The following is a 16,159-nucleotide window of genomic DNA, read 5'->3' on the forward strand; positions in this document are numbered from 1 at the left end:
GACCATCGCTCAGCCGGCCTTGCGCACCGCGGAGACGCCGAGCACCTCCGCGAGGAACCCGCCCGTGAAGCTGCCTTCCGCCCGCGCGACCTGTTCGGGCGTTCCGGTCGCGACGACCTCTCCCCCGCCCGAGCCGCCCTCGGGGCCCAGATCGATGATCCAGTCCGAGGACTTGATGACATCGAGGTTGTGCTCGATGACGATCACCGTGTTGCCCTTGTCGACCAGGCCGTTCAGCACCTCGAGGAGACGCTGGACGTCTTCGAAGTGCAGGCCCGTCGTCGGCTCGTCGAGCACGTACACGCTGCGCCCGTTGCTGCGACGCTGGAGCTCGGTCGCGAGCTTGACGCGCTGCGCCTCGCCACCGCTGAGCGTGGTCGCGGACTGGCCGAGCCGCACGTACCCCAGGCCGACGTCGACGAGGGTCTTGAGGTAGCGATGGATCGCCTGGATCGGCTCGAAGAACTCCGCCGCCTCCTCGATCGGCATCTCGAGGACCTCGGCGATGTTCTTGCCCTTGTAGTGCACCGAGAGCGTGTCGCGGTTGTACCGCTTGCCGTGGCACACCTCGCAGTCGACGTACACGTCGGGCAGGAAGTTCATCTCGATCTTGATCGTGCCGTCGCCGGAGCAGGCCTCGCAGCGGCCGCCCTTCACGTTGAAGCTGAAGCGGCCCGGCTGGTAGCCGCGGACCTTCGCCTCCGGAGTCTCGCTGAAGAGGGTCCGGACGCGGTCGAACACACCCGTGTAGGTGGCGGGGTTGGAGCGTGGCGTGCGCCCGATCGGCGCCTGATCGACGTGCACGACCTTGTCGAGATTGTCCAGACCGGTCACGCGGGTGTGCTTGCCCGCGATCCGGCGGGCGCCGTTGAGCCGTGCGGCGAGCACCTCGTACAGGATGCCGTTCACCAGCGACGACTTGCCCGAGCCGCTGACGCCGGTGACGGCCGTCATGACGCCGAGGGGGAAGTCGACGGTGACGTTGCGGAGGTTGTTCTCCCTCGCCCCGACCACGGTGAGCATGCGCTTCTTGTCGATGCGCCGGCGCTTCGACGGCGTCGGGATGGACCGGCGGCCGGCGAGGTAGTCCCCGGTGATCGACCGCGTGTCGGCCAGAAGCTCGGAGAGCGGTCCGGAATGCACCACATAGCCGCCGTCCACGCCCGCGCGCGGCCCGATGTCGACGACCCAGTCCGCGGCGTGGATGGTCTCCTCGTCGTGCTCGACCACGATCAGCGTGTTGCCGAGGTCGCGCAGGGTGAGCAGCGTCTCGATCAGACGGCGGTTGTCGCGTTGGTGCAGTCCGATCGAAGGCTCGTCCAGGACGTAGAGGACTCCCGTCAGTCCCGAGCCGATCTGCGTCGCCAGGCGGATGCGCTGAGCCTCACCGCCCGACAGCGACCCGGCGGATCGGCTGAGGCTGAGGTAGTTGAGGCCCACTTGGAGGAGGAAGTTCAATCGTGCGCGGATCTCGCGAAGCACCTGGGCGGCGATCTTCGCCTCGCGATCGGTCAGCTCCAGCCGGGAGAAGTACTCCTGGGCCTCGGCGAGGCTGAGTCGCGACGCCTCGGCGATGGAGTGGCCGTGCACAAGCACGGCGAGCACCTCGGGCTTGAGCCGGTCGCCGTTGCAGACCAGGCAGGGCACCTCCCGCAGATACTCCGACCAGCGCTGACGCTGCGAGTCGGAATCCGCCTGGATGTACTGGCGTTCGATGTACGGCACGACGCCCTCGAATCCGGACGAGTAGCGCATCTCGCGGCCGTAGCGGTTCTTCCACTTGACCGTCACCTTGTAGTTCTCGCCGCGCAGCACCGCCTCCTGGACGTCGAGGCGCAGGTCCCGCCACGGGGTGTCGAGTGAGAACTTGAGGTCGGCGGCGAGGCCCTCCAGCAGTCGCTCGTAGTACTGGAAGAGCCCCTTGCCCTGAGTCGTCCACGGAATGAGGACGCCCTCGCGGATCGAAAGCTCCTCATCGCCGAGCATGAGGTCGACGTCGACCGACATCCGGGTGCCCAGACCGGAGCAGGTCGGACACGCGCCGAACGGCGCGTTGAAAGAGAAGGTCCGCGGTTCGATCTCGGTGAGCTGGAGGGGGTGCCCGTTCGGACACGCGAGCTTCTCGGAGAAGGACTGCCACGCGGCATCCCCTTCTTCGTCGACGAAGTTGACCTGGACGATGCCGCCGGCCAGGCCCAGCGCGGTCTCGACCGAGTCGGTCACGCGGCTCAGGATGTCGGGGCTCGCGACCAGCCGGTCGACGACGACGGCGATGTCGTGCTTGTAGCTCTTCTTCAGCACTGGCGGCTCAGCGAGCTGGATCAGGTCGCCGTCGACGACCGCGCGTGCGTATCCCTTCGCAGAGAGCTCCTTGAAGAGGTCGACGAACTCGCCCTTCTTCTGCGAGACGACCGGGGCGACGATCTGGTACCGCGTCTTCTCAGGCAGCTCCATGAGCTGGTCCGCGATCTGCTGCACTGTCTGGCGCTGGATGACCTCGCCGCACTCGGGACAGTGCGGTACGCCGATCCGCGCCCACAGGAGGCGCATGTAGTCGTGGATCTCGGTGATCGTGCCCACCGTCGACCGCGGGTTGCGGTTCGTGGACTTCTGGTCGATGCTGACCGCTGGGCTGAGTCCCTCGATGAAGTCCACGTCGGGGCGATCGACCTGACCGAGGAACTGGCGGGCGTACGCACTCAGCGACTCGACGTACCGCCGCTGACCCTCCGCGAAGATCGTGTCGAAGGCGAGGCTGGACTTGCCCGATCCGCTGAGTCCGGTGAAAACGACCAGGGAATCGCGCGGGATGTCGAGGTCGACGTTCTTCAGATTGTGAACGCGGGCGCCACGGACACTGAGTTTTCCACTGGTGTTTCCGGGCACGGCGACAGGGACGATGGGCACCAGACAAGTCTAAGCGGGGCCTCTGACACGGGAGTCCGAGGCCCCGCATTCACGGGTGGTTAGCGGACGAGCACCGGAACCACAACGCTCTCCGAAGGCTTCACCGTCTCGCTGCCCGCGTAGGACGCGGACAGCCGGTGCACGCCCTTGGAAAGGGTCGGCAGCTTCACCTTGACGATTCCCCGGTCGGCTTCGGTGAGCGTCGCCTTGGCGATCGCCTCCTCGCCGTCGTAGATCGTCACCTCGCCGGTGACCGCGTCCCCGCTTTCCGCGAAGACGATGACCCGATACTGGATCGCCGCATTCTGCTTCGCGATGATCTTGTTCGGGATGCCGATGGTCACGCTGTCGGCCCGGTCGAACGTCGTGATTGGAACGATGATCGACGTGCCGGTAGACGCGCCGGTCAGCACGAGCTCGGCCGTACCGACGGGAATGTCGGTCGGCAGCACGACGGACACTGCGGCGGTGCCGTAGTCGTCGTACAGCGCGGTTCCCAGCGTGTTGTCGAGCGGGAACGTCCCGAGCACCGCGTCTCCCAGCGAGACCACGATCTCGGTGTCCTTCACATCATTCTGACGGGTGAGCGACCACGACTTCACCGCGAAGTCGACGGTCGACCCGAGCTCGTACGATGCCGGCGCGTCGGCCGGGAAGGTCACCTCGACGGCGTGCTGGCGGTAGTCCACCGGGAGCGGCGTGCTCGACGCGACCGCAGCCATGTAGTCCACCATCGCGGCGAGGTCGACCTTGCCCGTGTCGCGCTTGGCCGCGCCGTTGGCGAACTCGCGGAAGTTGTCTCCGCCCGTGCCGAGGAACGAGTTGACCGTGACGGAGTAGGACGCTGCGAGGTCGATGGCCTCGTCGTCCAGCCACATCCCCGTCACGGTGCCCTCCGGAGCCTCGTACGTGGTGAGGGACTCATCCGCGGGCGTCGCCGGGTTGTCCAGGGGCTGTTCGGTGACGATCGCCTGCGTGTAGGTGTACTCGAAGCCCTCGGACGCACCCAGGCGCAGGAACGGTCGAGTGGGCACGTTGTTCAACGCGTCCCGCTGCCACTGCTGCTCGAGCACCGTCTTGATCTGCGCCCCCGTCAGCTGCATGTTCACGAGTGTGTTCGCGAACGACTGCACGCCGGCGGCCTCACGGTAGGTCAGCACCCGCGGGTACGAGCCATCGCCCGGATCCACGCCCAGCATGTCGCCGCGGAGACCACCTGGGTTCATGAACGCGATCTGCGCTCCCCCGGACTCCGGCGCCTCAGTGGCCCATTGCTGCACCTCGGCGACGAGGTTGCCCAGAGTCGACTCACCCCCGCGGTTCTCGATGCGCGCACCAGCCGCGTTGAGCGCCTGCGCCCTGCCGAACTCCCCACCGATCTGTCCCAGCGGCACAGCGCCGAGCGTCACCGCGGCGTCTTCGGCAGCCTTCACGATCGTTGCGACCGCGGGGTCGGCCGGGTAGAGCGGAGAGTTGGGGATCGTGTTGACCGTGCCCTCGAGCGGCAGCAGCGCCTGCGTCTTGGCAGACACTTCGCCTGTCGCACCATCGACGGTGTACACGAGCTGGTTGAGGTTCGTCCCGTATTGACCGGCGGACACGACCGGGCGGTCGGTGACGGCACGACCCTCCGTCGCCCACTGCCCCACCGGGAACGAGCAGTTGTACGCGAGGTGCGTGTGCCCTGACACGATCGCGTCCACGTCCGGCGAGACCGTGTTGATGATCTCGGCCCACTTGCCCGAATCGTCCATCGTGGTGCAGTCGGTCGACGGTGCGCCCTCGTGGACCAGCATGACGACGAGGTCCGCGCCCCCGGCCGCTAGCGCCGCAGCCTCGGCGTTGACCGACTCGACGATGGACGTGACCTCGATGTCGGCGATCCCGCCGGGACTCACCAGGGACGGCAGCTCCTCCGTCACAGCCCCGACGAAGCCGACCTGGACCTCGCCGAACTCCTGGATCCAGGTCGCCGGAACTGCCGACTCCCCCGAGGTGCGCAGCTTCAGGTTGGCCGCGATGTACTCCCACTCGGCGCCGCCGTAGGGATTGGTGACGGGGTCGTAGGGCGCCATGACGCGATCGATGAGATCGTCGTAGCCCTGGTCGAGCTCGTGGTTGCCGACCGCGGATACCTCGAGACCGGCCTCATTGAGGGCGTCGATCGTGGGCTTGTCCTCCTGGATGAACGACTCGAACGTGGAAGCACCGATGAGGTCGCCCGCGGCGGCGAAGACAGTGTTGGGGTTCGCGGCGCGCAGCTGTTTCACCGCGCCGGAAAGCACTGCAGCACCGGCTTCGCCGTTCGTCGTGTTGTTGAGAAGCCGCCCGTGGAAGTCGTTCGTGGCGAGGATCTGCACGTCGATCGGGGCGGCGTGAGCGGCGGGAACGACGAGGGCACCTGCGCCCAGGGCGAGGATCGCCGCGGTCCCGACGGCGAGCCGCCTTCCGGTGCGGACTGTGGACTGGTCGGGGTATGACCGCGTGCGGTACCGAGATCGCATGATGCATCCTCTGTGATGGAGCCGGTGGGGGACGGCGGGCGGCACGCGACATCGTCGGCAGCGCCACACGTGTCTCGAGCCTAAGAGTCAGCTGAGCAGTTGCCAACGAGATGAGAGAGAGTTCATCCGCCCGCAACGGAACCGATACCGACTCGCGGGTTCAGCTGACCCGTGCCCGGTCGCGGCCGGAGAACCGCGCGAGCGCGTCGCGCAGCCGGACGATCTCCGCGGTGTCCATCCCGACTCGCTCCATGATCTGGCGCGGGACCTGCAGAGCATCGCGCCGCAACGCGCGGCCCTGTTCGGTGAGATCGATGTCGAGCACGCGCTCGTCGTCGGCGCGGCGCGCGCGAGACACCCGGCCCTGCGCTTCCAGGCGCTTGATGAGCGGCGACAGTGTGGCGGGCTCCATGGCGAGCTCCGCCGCGAGATCACCGAGCGACCGCGGCGATCGCTCCCACAGCGCGAGCAGGACCAGGTACTGCGGGTGCGTCAGTCCGAGCGGCTCGAGTATCGGGCGGTACACGGACACGACGTTGCGCGCCGCGGTCACCACGGCGAAGCAGAGCTGGTTGTCGAGCTTCAGCAGGTCGTCGTCCACCCGATTATGCTAACACCACTAATGTTTAGTACACTAACGTTCATGACAGAATCGGATGCTGCGGACGATCGCACCGCAAGCGCGGCGGGTCTCCCAGCGGATGAGCCACGGCCGCGTCTCACCCTGAGTGAGCGGGTGCGAGAAGGCGGCGGGTGGTACGCGTGGGCCAACGCCAAGCTGATCCGCATGGCCGGTCCCGCTGCCGTGGGACCCTACGAGACGACTCCCCCGCCGTCCGTCGCCGAGCGCGCGGAGCGCGCGTGCCCTCTGTGCGGAGCAGCGATGTCGGCGCACACCTTCGATCGATCAGGTGTGAAGCCGCTCATGCACTGCCCCTAACCTCGGAAATCCTCGGGCTCAGGCGTGCCCGGCGCGCTCCATGGCGCGCAGCTCCTTCTTCATGTCCTGCACCTCGTCGCGCAGCCGTGCGGCCAGCTCGAACTTGAGCTCGCCCGCCGCCGCGAGCATCTGGTTCGACAGATCTGCGATCGTGGCCTCGAGCTGCTCGGCGCCCTCGGCGGCGATCCCTTCGCGACGCAGCCGCGGTGTCGGCGCCCTGCCCTTGCCGGATTTAGAGAGCGCGGCATCCCGTCGCGAGAGCATCGCGGCCGTGTCGGCACCCTCGCGGGCCAGCACTTCAGTGATGTCGGCGATCCGCTTGCGCAGCGGAGTCGGGTCGAGGCCGTTGGCGAGGTTGTAGGCGACCTGCTTCTCGCGCCGCCGGTCGGTCTCGCCGATCGCGGCCCGCATCGAGTCGGTGACCGTGTCGGCATACATGTGCACCTCGCCGGAGACGTTCCGGGCCGCGCGCCCGATCGTCTGGATGAGCGAGGTGCCCGACCGGAGGAAGCCCTCCTTGTCGGCATCCAGGATCGCGACCAGCGACACCTCCGGAAGGTCGAGGCCTTCGCGCAGGAGGTTGATGCCGACGAGGACGTCGTAGACCCCGGCGCGCAGTTCGGTCAGCAACTCCACCCGACGCAGGGTGTCGACATCGGAGTGGAGATAGCGGACGCGCACACCGTGCTCGCCGAGGAAGTCGGTGAGCTCCTCGGCCATCTTCTTGGTGAGCGTCGTGACCAGCACGCGTTCGTCGCGTTCGGCCCGGACCCGGATCTCTTCGAGCAGATCGTCGATCTGCCCCTTCGAAGGCTTCACCACGATCTGAGGATCCACCAGGCCGGTCGGGCGGATGATCTGCTCGACGACCCCGTCTGCGATGCCCATCTCGTAGCGACCGGGCGTCGCCGACAGGTACACCGTCTGACCGACCCGTGACTTGAACTCATCCCAACGCAGCGGCCGGTTGTCCATCGCGCTCGGCAGGCGGAACCCGTGCTCGACGAGCGTTCGCTTGCGCGAGGCGTCGCCCTCGTACATCGCGCCGATCTGCGGCACAGTGGCATGCGACTCGTCGATCACCACGAGAAAATCGTCGGGGAAGAAGTCGAGCAGGCAGTGCGGCGCCTCACCGGGCGCGCGGCCGTCGAGGTGGCGCGAATAGTTCTCGATGCCCGAGCAGAATCCGAGCTGCTGGAGCATCTCAAGGTCGAAGGTCGTGCGCATGCGCAGACGCTGCGCTTCGAGCAGCTTGCCCTGCGACTCGAGCTCTTTCAGCCGCTCACCGAGCTCGTGCTCGATCGTGCCGATGGCCCGCTGCACCGTGTCGGTTCCGGCGACGTAGTGCGAGGCGGGGAAGATCGGCACCGAGTCGAGCTTCTGCACGACATCGCCGGTGAGCGGGTGCAGCATGTAGAGCGCCTCGATCTCGTCGCCGAACAGCTCGATGCGGATCGCGTACTCCTCGTACACGGGGATGATCTCGATGGTGTCGCCGCGGACGCGGAAGTTGCCCCGCGAGAAGTCGACGTCGTTGCGGTTGTACTGCATCGCGATGAACTTGCGGATGAGGGCGTCGCGGTCGTACCGCTCCCCCACCTGCAGTGCCACCATCGCGCGCATGTACTCCTCTGGCGCACCCAGGCCGTAGATGCACGACACGGTGGACACGACGATGACGTCGCGGCGGCTGAGCAACGAGTTGGTGGTCGAGTGGCGCAGGCGCTCGACCTCGGCGTTGATCGAGGAGTCCTTCTCGATGAAGGTGTCGGTCTGGGGGACGTACGCCTCGGGCTGGTAGTAGTCGTAGTAAGACACGAAGTACTCGACCGCGTTGTTCGGCATGAGGTCGCGGAACTCGTTGGCGAGCTGGGCCGCGAGCGTCTTGTTGTGAGCCAGCACCAGCGTGGGCCGCTGCACCTGTTCGATGAGCCAAGCGGTGGTCGCCGACTTGCCCGTTCCGGTCGCACCGAGCAGGACGACGTCCATCTCGCCGGCGTTGATCCGGCCCGCAAGTTCCGCAATGGCCTGCGGCTGGTCACCCGAGGGGACGTACTCGCTGACGACCTCGAACGGTCGCACGGATCGTGTCGTCTGCATCAGTCCAGGTTAGGCGCGGCCGCGGACATCCCGGCCGGCGTTCGCCGTCAGCCGAAGCCGCCGCGGCCAGGAATCACGGCGCCGGAAGACTGTCCGGCATTCGGCCGGGCGGGCAGCCATCGGATCGCCGCAGCCTCACTCCCCGCCCCCATCGCCGCCGAAGTCGCCGCCGTCGAAGCCGTCTCCACCCAACCCCCGTGCTCCCCACGTCCCGGTCCCGATGGGGTCGGACGCGCCATGTCCGAGGCGCGCGCTCTCTCTCGTGGAGACGAAGTCGGGGTCGGCCACGGCCGGCGTGATCATCGCCATGACCCAGACAGGTTGCAGCGCGAGGCTTGATTCACTCGTCGAGCGGAAGTGATCGCGCACGGGATCGCTGTAGACGACTCGGTAGGCGACGTAGGGCAGTATCGCCGCCGAAGCGAGCACAAGTCGCGCATCGATGTCGTGCAGCATCCAGAGCGCCTGAGCGGAGTCCGCCGGTTCGCCCGAGGCGTCCTGTCTCTCGCGCGCCACCCTCGACTCCTCCGCCCGCCGGATGGCGCGAGCGAGCACCGCCGGATGAGCCGAGTGGTGTCTCTCGGACGCGGTAAGGAGCGGCCGTAAGCCGCGTGCGATCCGCCTCCGAGCGTGCCCGGGGACGGTCGCGAGCACCTGCCGATGCGCGTCTTCGATGACGGGGGCGGGGAGCGAGTCGAGCACGTACAGGTAGCGCTGCACCTTCACGGCGTTCGTGAGATTGCTGAACCGGACCCGAGGACGGCCTCCCTGCCGCGAGTTGACCGCCACAGCGCACCTCCCGTACTCACGGGCTCAGCTCGACTCAGCCGAAGCCGCCACCGCCGTCGAATCCACCGCCGAAGCCACCGGCGTCGAAGCCGCCGAAGCCGCCGCCGTCATATCCGCCGCCACCGCCGTCGTAGCCGCCGCCGAAGCCTCCCCCGTCGATGCCCGTGGATCCGGGGTCGACCATGTCGCCCACCCAGCCCGGCTGATCGCCGAGGACGAGCGAACCGGCGCCGACGGTGAAATACGAGGTGACGGCTGTGGCCGCGGCGAACTGATACGCCACGACCGCCATCACACCGGTCTGCATCAGCACGTCGCGCGCGTCGACGTACGGCTGCGGTTCGGCGGTCGCGGTCTGGGTCTTGACGGATGCCGCCCGTTCGGCATCCGCTCCCCCGCCCGCAGCAGCGCGCTCGGCACGACGCTCCTCCGCGCGACGCACGAGCTTCGCCAGGACATGCGGGTCATCAGGCGACGCGCTGCGCTCTTCGTCGGACATGAACGGCCGGAGCTGCTCGAACATCTCGCGGCGGCGTGCAGCGGGCACGTCGCTGAACGCGGACGCGTGGGCACTCTCGATCACGCTCGCGGGAAGCGTGTTCAGCAGGTAGACGTAGCGCGAGATCTGCTCTTCCTCGCTGACGGCGCGGTACGGATTCCTGCGCCTGCGGAACCTCGACAGAATGCTCATGCCGCACCTCCGTTGCTGATGGCACCAGGATACCCCGGGCACGCTACGGCAGGCAGGGAACTCTGCCGCGCGACCGCCCCCTACGAGCGGGCTCGGCGCTCGGCGATACACCGGCCCAGATTCGCCCACAGCTCGTCGGTCTGGTCGAGTGTGTCCTCGAGCGACCGGGCCGTGTCGATCACGACGTCGGCGATGCTCAGGCGCTCTTCGTCGGCGACCTGGGAGGCGATGCGCGCGGCGGCATGGCTCGCATCGAGCCCGCGGAGTTCGATCAGCCGTTGCTTGCGCACGTCGGCCGGGGCGTCTGCGACCACGATCAGGTCCCACGGGTCGCTCAGTCGTGCTTCGGCGAGCAGCGGGACGTCGTAGACCACAAGCGCATCCGGATCCGCCGCGAGGGCTTGTTCGAAGCGACGTCGTGATTCGACGAGCACGGCGGGGTGCACGATGGCGTTGAGTCGCTGCACCGCGTCGGGGTCTCCGAACACATGCGAGCCGAGTCTCGCCCGGTCGAGCGAGCCGTCCGCGAGCAGCATCTCGTCGCCGAAGGCGGCGGCGATCGCCTCCAGCACGGGTGATCCCGGCTGCTGCACATCGCGGACGACCTGGTCCGCGTCCACGACGACGGCCCCGTGCTCGGCGAGGCGACGGGCGATCGTGGACTTTCCGGAGGCGATGCCTCCGGTGAGAGCGACGAGGGGCATGAATCGAGGATGCCATGCGAACGTTCGCGGCACCGTCAGAAGGTGGGGGCGAGAACTTGAGCGACTCCTGAGGGCGACCTGCGCCCGGCTTGAGTCCGCAGTCGTATCGTCGGGGTAACCCGAAGAAAGCGGATCCTCGGACGGTGTCTGGGGGAGGAAGTGCGATGACCGGCGGACGCGACACTGGAGCGTCCACCCATCACACGGCTGACCGTTCGCGCCGCACTGCTGTGACGCGGTCCGCAGCGTCTGCTCTCGGTTCGGCGGATGGCGATCGTGGGGGCGATCGCCATCCAACGCCGACCACCGGGCATCCGCGGGGGCGGTGGCGTTGGGGGACGCCTCCCGCCCCACGCGGATCACTCCCCGCGGCATCGGCGACACCGTGACCGACACCGCCCGGAGGTTTCAGACGGCGTTCTGGGATATCCTGACCGACATCCGGGCACCGGCGATCCAGCCGTCTGCACCGGAAGGTGCACCAGTGGAAGAAGCGCGCGTCGCGGTCGTGATCGAGGATGAGGAAGACATCCGATCGCTTCTGTCTGCCGTCTTGGCACAGGCCGGTTTCACCGTGCACGGGGCTGCCACCGGTCAGGACGGGCTCGACCTGGTTCTCGAACACCAGCCCCTCGTCACGACGCTCGACGTCAACATGCCGGGCATGGACGGCTTCGAGACCGCGAAGCGGATCCGGCTCGCCAGCACGACGTACATCGTGATGCTCAGCGCCCGCACCGAGGAGATCGACGCGCTGCAGGGCCTGGAGGCCGGCGCCGATGATTACGTCGCAAAGCCGTTCCGGCCGCGCGAGCTGCGCGCGCGGATCGACGCGATGCTGCGGCGCCCCCGGCACCACATCGCCGCACCGGCGTTCGCCGGCGCGGGCGAGGTCGACATCGATCGCGACGGCTGGCTCGAGCACCGCGGAGTCCGGCTCAATCCCGAGACACGCATCGTGACGGTCGACGGGGCCGACCTGGATCTGACGCGCAGCGAGTTCGACATCCTCGCGGACCTTCTCGGATCGGGGCGGCGGGTGCGAGCCAAGTCCGACCTGGCGATGATGCTGCGCGGCGAGCACTACACGGGGGTCGAGTACGTCAGCGACAGCGATGCCCGCGCCATCGAGGTGCACGTCGCGAACCTGCGCCGCAAGCTCGGCGAGTCGCCGGCCAGCCCGCGCTGGATCGAGACCGTCCGCGGCGTCGGGTATCGGCTGACCGCATAGCGAACGCCGCCGCTGCCTATTCGGCGTCGCCGACGAGCACCGAGGACTCCACGTTCGCGGCTGCCCGGCTGGCGGCGCCGCGCGCGACGTCGGCGAGCGCCCCGGCGTCATAGCCCGTCGCATCGCTGAGAGCCACGCCGACACCGACGACCGGGATCACGCCGCCGCCGACGGTCCCGAGGTCGTCGAAGAGCCCGCGATAGATGATGCCCGCCTGCCGCCGCGCTTCACGCGGCGAGTCCACCAGCACGCCCACCAGGAGGCCGGTCGGGCCGTCCTCGGCGACGAAGGAGTTGGACGGCGCATGCCGTCGCACACCCTTGCGCCATGTCTCGGTCACAGCGCGGGCAACCTCGCTGCCGAAGGCGGTGGAGATCTGCTCCAGGTCGTCGATGCGCACCGCGATGACTCCCACCAGCTCGGAGCGCCACCGGGCGCGGTCGCACAGGTCCGACATCGCACCGCCGAAGACGTCCTGCGCCAGGATGCCGTCGCGGGCCGTGCCGAAGCCGGCCGGTCGCAGGTGACCGCGGACGGGCGCGCGGGTCGCCCGCAGAACGGACGTGACGACCACGGCCACGATCGTGAGCGCGACCGTCACGAAGCTCGTGGGGATCGTGCCGAACGCGTCGCGGAAGATCGAGCTGTCGGGTCCCGACGTGACGAATGCGGTGGTGCGCGAGAGGTAGTACAACGACTGGAACGCGAGCACCGCGCTGAGCACCCACGCCGTCCGGGAATCACGCAGCTCGCCGCGCAGGCACTCGACCGCGCCGACGCCGGCGAAGGCGATCAACGGGATGAACATCCACAGCGCGCCCGCCCAGTCGCCGCCGCCCGGGCCCTCGATGAACACGACGACGGCAGCAGCGATCACAGCCGCCGCCACGACCGCCTCCGGCCAGCCCATCCGGCGACCGTTGAAGCGCCGGCACCCCAGCCACATGCATCCGGTTCCGGCGACGAACGACGCGTTGCCGACCGCGACCGCCCACCACGCATCGGGCGTCTGCGCCCAGATGACGTACGCGAGGGTCGTCAGCATCCCCGCGAGGAAGGCCAATGCCCAGATGCGGCCCGCTCCCTCGTCGCGGCGCAGGAGCGTTTCGACGATGAACAGGATGCCGCTGACGTTGACGACGAGCGCGGTCATCACGAGCACGCTCTGGAGGTCGAGGATCATGACGTGGCGCCTTCCGGGGCTTTCGCGGGGAGCTTGATGATGAAAGTCGACCCGACACCGGGCGTGCTGTGCAGACCGAGTTCGCCGCCGTGAGCGCGGACGATGTCTCGACTGATCGCGAGCCCCAGGCCCGTGCCGGCGCGGCGCGCAGGGCCGGCCTTGTAGAACCGCTGGAACAGGTGGGCGCGTTCGCTGTCGGTCATGCCCATTCCGGTGTCGCGCACCAGGATCCAGCTCGAGGTGCCGTCGCCCGTGGTGCCCAGGTAGACCGTGCCGCCCTCACGGTTGTACGTGATCGCATTCGAGAGCAGGTTGTCCACGACCTGACGAACACGCATGGGGTCCGCCCAGAGTTGCGCCTCCTCGAGCCCGCTCGTGTCGATGGCGATGGCACGAGTGGCCGCTCGGGGGGCGAGAGCCTCGGCCGCGGCGCGTACGATCTCGCGCGCGTCGATCGGCACCGGCGCGAGCGAGGCCTCGACCGACACCGATGAGCTCGACGCCGCGAGGATGTCGGCGATGATGCCGAGCAGGCGCTCGGCGTTGCGCTCGGCGATGTCGAGGTTCGAACGCAGGTGCTCGGGGAGGTCGGGATCCTCGATCGCGAGGTCGAGGTAGCCGAGGATCGAGGTGAGCGGAGTGCGCAGCTCATGCGAAACCGAAGCGACCAGCTCGTCGCGCGCGCGCAGCGCATTCAGCTCGGTCGTGACGTCGCGTGAGATGACGACGGCTCCGGCGTCCTCACCCGACATATCGGTGAGGCGCCGCGCTGTGATGCTCAGCGCCTGACGCGGCCCGGCCTCGGTGCCGAACCACACCACCTGACCGTCGAATGCCTCGCCCCGCAGCGCCCGCTCGACCGGCAGCTCGTCCTGCGGCAGGCGGGTCAGCCCGTCGTCGCGGAACGCGGGAACGTCGTCCCCGGCATCCTCGTCTTCGGATCGGATCGCCTGCTGGAGTCGGCCGTGCGCTTCGTTGGTGACCGCGACCTGGCCGTCTGGCGCGATCCGGATGACGCCGAAGTCCACCGCGTCCAGGACCTCGGTCACCTCCTGCTCCTGCCTGCGGGTGCGATCCAGTACCCGCCGCAGCAGACGCGCCTGCTTCGCCAGGAGCGTCCGCTGCGCATCGGAGCGGCGCGCCGCCAGGTGACTGGTCGTCGCCACTGCAATGAGCACGAGAGGAAGCAGAACGGTCGCATAAGTGACCTGCTGCTCGTTCAGGGCGGCCAGCACGCTGACGATGCCGGCGATCGCGACGATGACGGCGAACAGGCCGAGCAGGCCGAACCCGGCCGCGAGCCACGTCGTCGGGAAGATCCACAGCAGCCCCAGCGCCGAGCCGGGTGCCGCCAGCTGCATCAGGGTGATCGCGACGATGTCGACCGCCGGGACGACGGCGACCCAGCCGTATCCGACGTGATTCCACGGGATGACGAGGGTCGCGCCGGTGAGGACGAAGACGACGACCACGCCGGTGAAGAACAGGACGATGTCGCCGGTGAAGGGGCCGATTGCGATCAGGATGCCCAGGACGAAGACGACCGAGCCGAGCAGCAGCTGGTTGAGGGTCGCAGCGCGCGCCCGGGTGCGGTCGGCGAAGTCCTCACGCAGCCAGCCGATGCGCGCACGCGCAGAGCGCGCAACGTCATCCGGCGGATCGCCCTGCATCGGAACGCCCATACCGTGACGGTAACGGATGCCTGGACTCCTGCGCCCCTGCGACGCCGCTGATGCTCGCGGGTGCTGACCGGGTGCGGTGCGGTGTTCTAGGGGCTCAGAACCCGAAGTCGCCGCCGAAGTCGCCGAAACCGCCCATGTCGCCTGCGCCTGCGTCGCCCCACCCCGTGTCGCCGGCGCTCGCATCGGCGCCGCCCCCATCGGCGGCTGAGCCGGAGTCCGCGCCGGAGTCGCCGGATTCTCCCGAACCATCGCCGGATCCCTGGTCGGCGAAGGCCGGCGCCATGAAGGCGCTCACCAGGGCCGACCCGATGACGTATCCGACGACTGTGCCGAGGATCGAACTGCCGATCATGGAGCCCATGCCCGGCCCCTGCCGCCCTCCCGGCCCCGCCTGCGAGCCGAGCGTGCGCTCCATGAATCCGGGATTCATGTATTCGGCGCGAGTCGCCGCGCGAGCCAGATCCTGCGGGTTCGACGAGCGGGGCTGCTCGAAGGGCGAGAGTCCGGCGGAGAGCTCGGCCAGCACCTGCTGGCGCTGCGGCTCGCTCAGTTTCGAGAACGCCTCCGCGTGGACCTGCTCGATGGTCTCGGGGGGTGCGGTGCGAAGCAGGTAGCGGTACCGCTCGATGGCGAGCTGGTCATCGCTCTGCGGCGGCTCGTTGCCTGGCCGGCCCGGAGTCTGACCGTAAGCGGTCTGACCGTACGCGCCGTTCCGCGGCACGGGCGGCGCCGACCGATCGGGTGAGTCGCTGCCGAACAGGCGGTCCAGGAATCCCATCGTGTCCTCCAAGGTCTGCGGGAATCATCACGGTAGGGCGGTGTGCTCCGAGGAGGCTGAGATCCGGGCCGCCGTTCGCTGCGAGCGCAGACCTGCGGGCACCGCCCTGCCACACCAGCCCGGCCAGCCCAGAAACCGAAGTCGCCGTCACCCCTGAAGCGCGACGGCCTCACTGACCCAGCGCGAGTACCGGTCCCACGGGTCCTCGATGCCGCCTCGGACCGTTTCGATGTGATCGCGGAGTCGTTTGGACAGCGAGAACCATTCCGTGCGATCGAATCGCTCGTCGGCGAACTGCACGTGCCTGCGATGCTCCAGCCGCCGGTCGCCGCGCTCGAACGCCAGGAGGTCTTCGTGCCATATCGCGGCCGTCCGCTGCCGGGGGTTCGCCGTCGTGCCGATCTTCACGCGGTCGGCGTAGCGGAGGTAGTAGACGACATCGACTCGCGGCGGCGGCAGCTCCTGGTCGACGAGGTCGCCGTGTCGCCACTCGCACACCGCGCACAGCCAGGCCGAGGCGTACCGCATGCCCAATCGCGATCCGCAGAGGCGACATGGCGACGGGAGCGCTTCAGGCAGTCCATACTCCCGACCCGCCCAGTCCCCGGCCACCGCAAGGTGCCGCTCACACAGCGGGATGGGCGCCTCCG

The 16,159-nt window shown here is 68.5% G+C and carries 13 protein-coding genes; 2 read left to right on the forward strand and 11 right to left on the reverse strand.

Annotated features, from left to right (window positions below):
* Positions 1–9: 9 nt before the first annotated feature.
* From uvrA to VFX99_RS15405, 3 genes are all read right to left on the reverse strand, one after another.
* Entirely contained in the window at positions 10–2,907 is a 2,898-nt protein-coding gene (gene uvrA, locus VFX99_RS15395) for an excinuclease ABC subunit UvrA (protein ID WP_329667169.1), read from the reverse strand.
* 59 nt (positions 2,908–2,966) lie between these two features.
* Positions 2,967–5,411 (reverse strand): 5'-nucleotidase C-terminal domain-containing protein, encoded by a 2,445-nt coding sequence (locus tag VFX99_RS15400; RefSeq protein WP_329667170.1) that lies wholly within the window; start codon positions 5,409–5,411, stop codon positions 2,967–2,969.
* Positions 5,412–5,571: 160 nt separating this feature from the next.
* Positions 5,572–6,012, reverse strand: coding sequence for a MarR family transcriptional regulator (locus VFX99_RS15405; protein WP_329667171.1), 441 nt, complete (start codon positions 6,010–6,012; stop codon positions 5,572–5,574).
* A 42-nt stretch (positions 6,013–6,054) separates the two neighbouring features.
* On the opposite strand from VFX99_RS15405, the gene VFX99_RS15410 reads away from it, so the two are divergent.
* Complete coding sequence (locus tag VFX99_RS15410; RefSeq protein ID WP_329667172.1) at positions 6,055–6,351, forward strand: hypothetical protein; 297 nt, start codon at positions 6,055–6,057, stop codon at positions 6,349–6,351.
* An 18-nt stretch (positions 6,352–6,369) separates the two neighbouring features.
* On the opposite strand, the gene uvrB is transcribed toward VFX99_RS15410, so the two are convergent.
* From uvrB to coaE, 4 genes are all read right to left on the reverse strand, one after another.
* Positions 6,370–8,451, reverse strand: a complete 2,082-nt coding sequence (uvrB, locus tag VFX99_RS15415; protein ID WP_329667173.1) for an excinuclease ABC subunit UvrB — start codon at positions 8,449–8,451, stop codon at positions 6,370–6,372.
* Between the two features lie 135 nt (positions 8,452–8,586).
* A complete protein-coding gene (locus VFX99_RS15420) occupies positions 8,587–8,967 on the reverse strand; it encodes a hypothetical protein (RefSeq protein ID WP_329667174.1) in 381 nt (126 codons plus the stop codon).
* A gap of 307 nt (positions 8,968–9,274) precedes the next feature.
* The gene (locus VFX99_RS15425) at positions 9,275–9,931 is read right to left on the reverse strand and encodes a hypothetical protein (RefSeq protein ID WP_329667175.1); all 657 of its coding nucleotides are present in this window, start codon (positions 9,929–9,931) and stop codon (positions 9,275–9,277) included.
* Between the two features lie 80 nt (positions 9,932–10,011).
* Entirely contained in the window at positions 10,012–10,635 is a 624-nt protein-coding gene (coaE, locus tag VFX99_RS15430) for a dephospho-CoA kinase (RefSeq protein ID WP_329667176.1), read from the reverse strand.
* A 484-nt stretch (positions 10,636–11,119) separates the two neighbouring features.
* Here coaE and VFX99_RS15435 point away from each other — a divergent pair, with 484 nt between their 5' ends.
* Positions 11,120–11,866: a response regulator transcription factor gene (locus tag VFX99_RS15435; RefSeq protein ID WP_329667181.1), complete on the forward strand. Its 747-nt coding sequence runs from the start codon at positions 11,120–11,122 to the stop codon at positions 11,864–11,866.
* 16 nt (positions 11,867–11,882) lie between these two features.
* Here VFX99_RS15435 and VFX99_RS15440 read toward each other — a convergent pair whose 3' ends face one another.
* The 4 genes from VFX99_RS15440 to VFX99_RS15455 form a co-directional block, all read right to left on the reverse strand.
* Positions 11,883–13,049, reverse strand: coding sequence for a hypothetical protein (locus VFX99_RS15440; RefSeq protein ID WP_329667177.1), 1,167 nt, complete (start codon positions 13,047–13,049; stop codon positions 11,883–11,885).
* Entirely contained in the window at positions 13,046–14,731 is a 1,686-nt protein-coding gene (locus VFX99_RS15445) for a sensor histidine kinase (RefSeq protein WP_329667178.1), read from the reverse strand. The genes VFX99_RS15440 and VFX99_RS15445 overlap by 4 nt, the downstream gene beginning before the upstream one ends.
* Before the next feature lie 94 nt (positions 14,732–14,825).
* Positions 14,826–15,509, reverse strand: a complete 684-nt coding sequence (locus tag VFX99_RS15450) for a hypothetical protein (protein ID WP_329667179.1) — start codon at positions 15,507–15,509, stop codon at positions 14,826–14,828.
* 147 nt (positions 15,510–15,656) lie between these two features.
* Entirely contained in the window at positions 15,657–16,037 is a 381-nt protein-coding gene (locus VFX99_RS15455) for a GIY-YIG nuclease family protein (protein WP_329667180.1), read from the reverse strand.
* Between the last annotated feature and the right edge of the window lie 122 nt (positions 16,038–16,159).

The sequence above is a fragment of the Microbacterium sp. genome (genome assembly GCF_036277215.1).
In the GTDB taxonomy this organism is placed as follows: Bacteria; Actinomycetota; Actinomycetes; order Actinomycetales; family Microbacteriaceae; genus Microbacterium.

What these genes read in the sequence shown, in the direction of transcription:
- VFX99_RS15400 (WP_329667170.1), bottom strand. Translation starts at nt 5,411, where the DNA reads ATGCGATCTCGGTACCGCACGCGGTCATACCCCGACCAGTCCACAGTC.
- VFX99_RS15410 (WP_329667172.1), top strand. Translation starts at nt 6,055, where the DNA reads ATGACAGAATCGGATGCTGCGGACGATCGCACCGCAAGCGCGGCGGGT.
- uvrB (WP_329667173.1), bottom strand. Translation starts at nt 8,451, where the DNA reads ATGCAGACGACACGATCCGTGCGACCGTTCGAGGTCGTCAGCGAGTAC.
- VFX99_RS15425 (WP_329667175.1), bottom strand. Translation starts at nt 9,931, where the DNA reads ATGAGCATTCTGTCGAGGTTCCGCAGGCGCAGGAATCCGTACCGCGCC.
- coaE (WP_329667176.1), bottom strand. Translation starts at nt 10,635, where the DNA reads ATGCCCCTCGTCGCTCTCACCGGAGGCATCGCCTCCGGAAAGTCCACG.
- VFX99_RS15440 (WP_329667177.1), bottom strand. Translation starts at nt 13,049, where the DNA reads ATGATCCTCGACCTCCAGAGCGTGCTCGTGATGACCGCGCTCGTCGTC.
- VFX99_RS15445 (WP_329667178.1), bottom strand. Translation starts at nt 14,731, where the DNA reads ATGGGCGTTCCGATGCAGGGCGATCCGCCGGATGACGTTGCGCGCTCT.
- VFX99_RS15450 (WP_329667179.1), bottom strand. Translation starts at nt 15,509, where the DNA reads ATGGGATTCCTGGACCGCCTGTTCGGCAGCGACTCACCCGATCGGTCG.
- VFX99_RS15455 (WP_329667180.1), bottom strand. Translation starts at nt 16,037, where the DNA reads ATGCGGTACGCCTCGGCCTGGCTGTGCGCGGTGTGCGAGTGGCGACAC.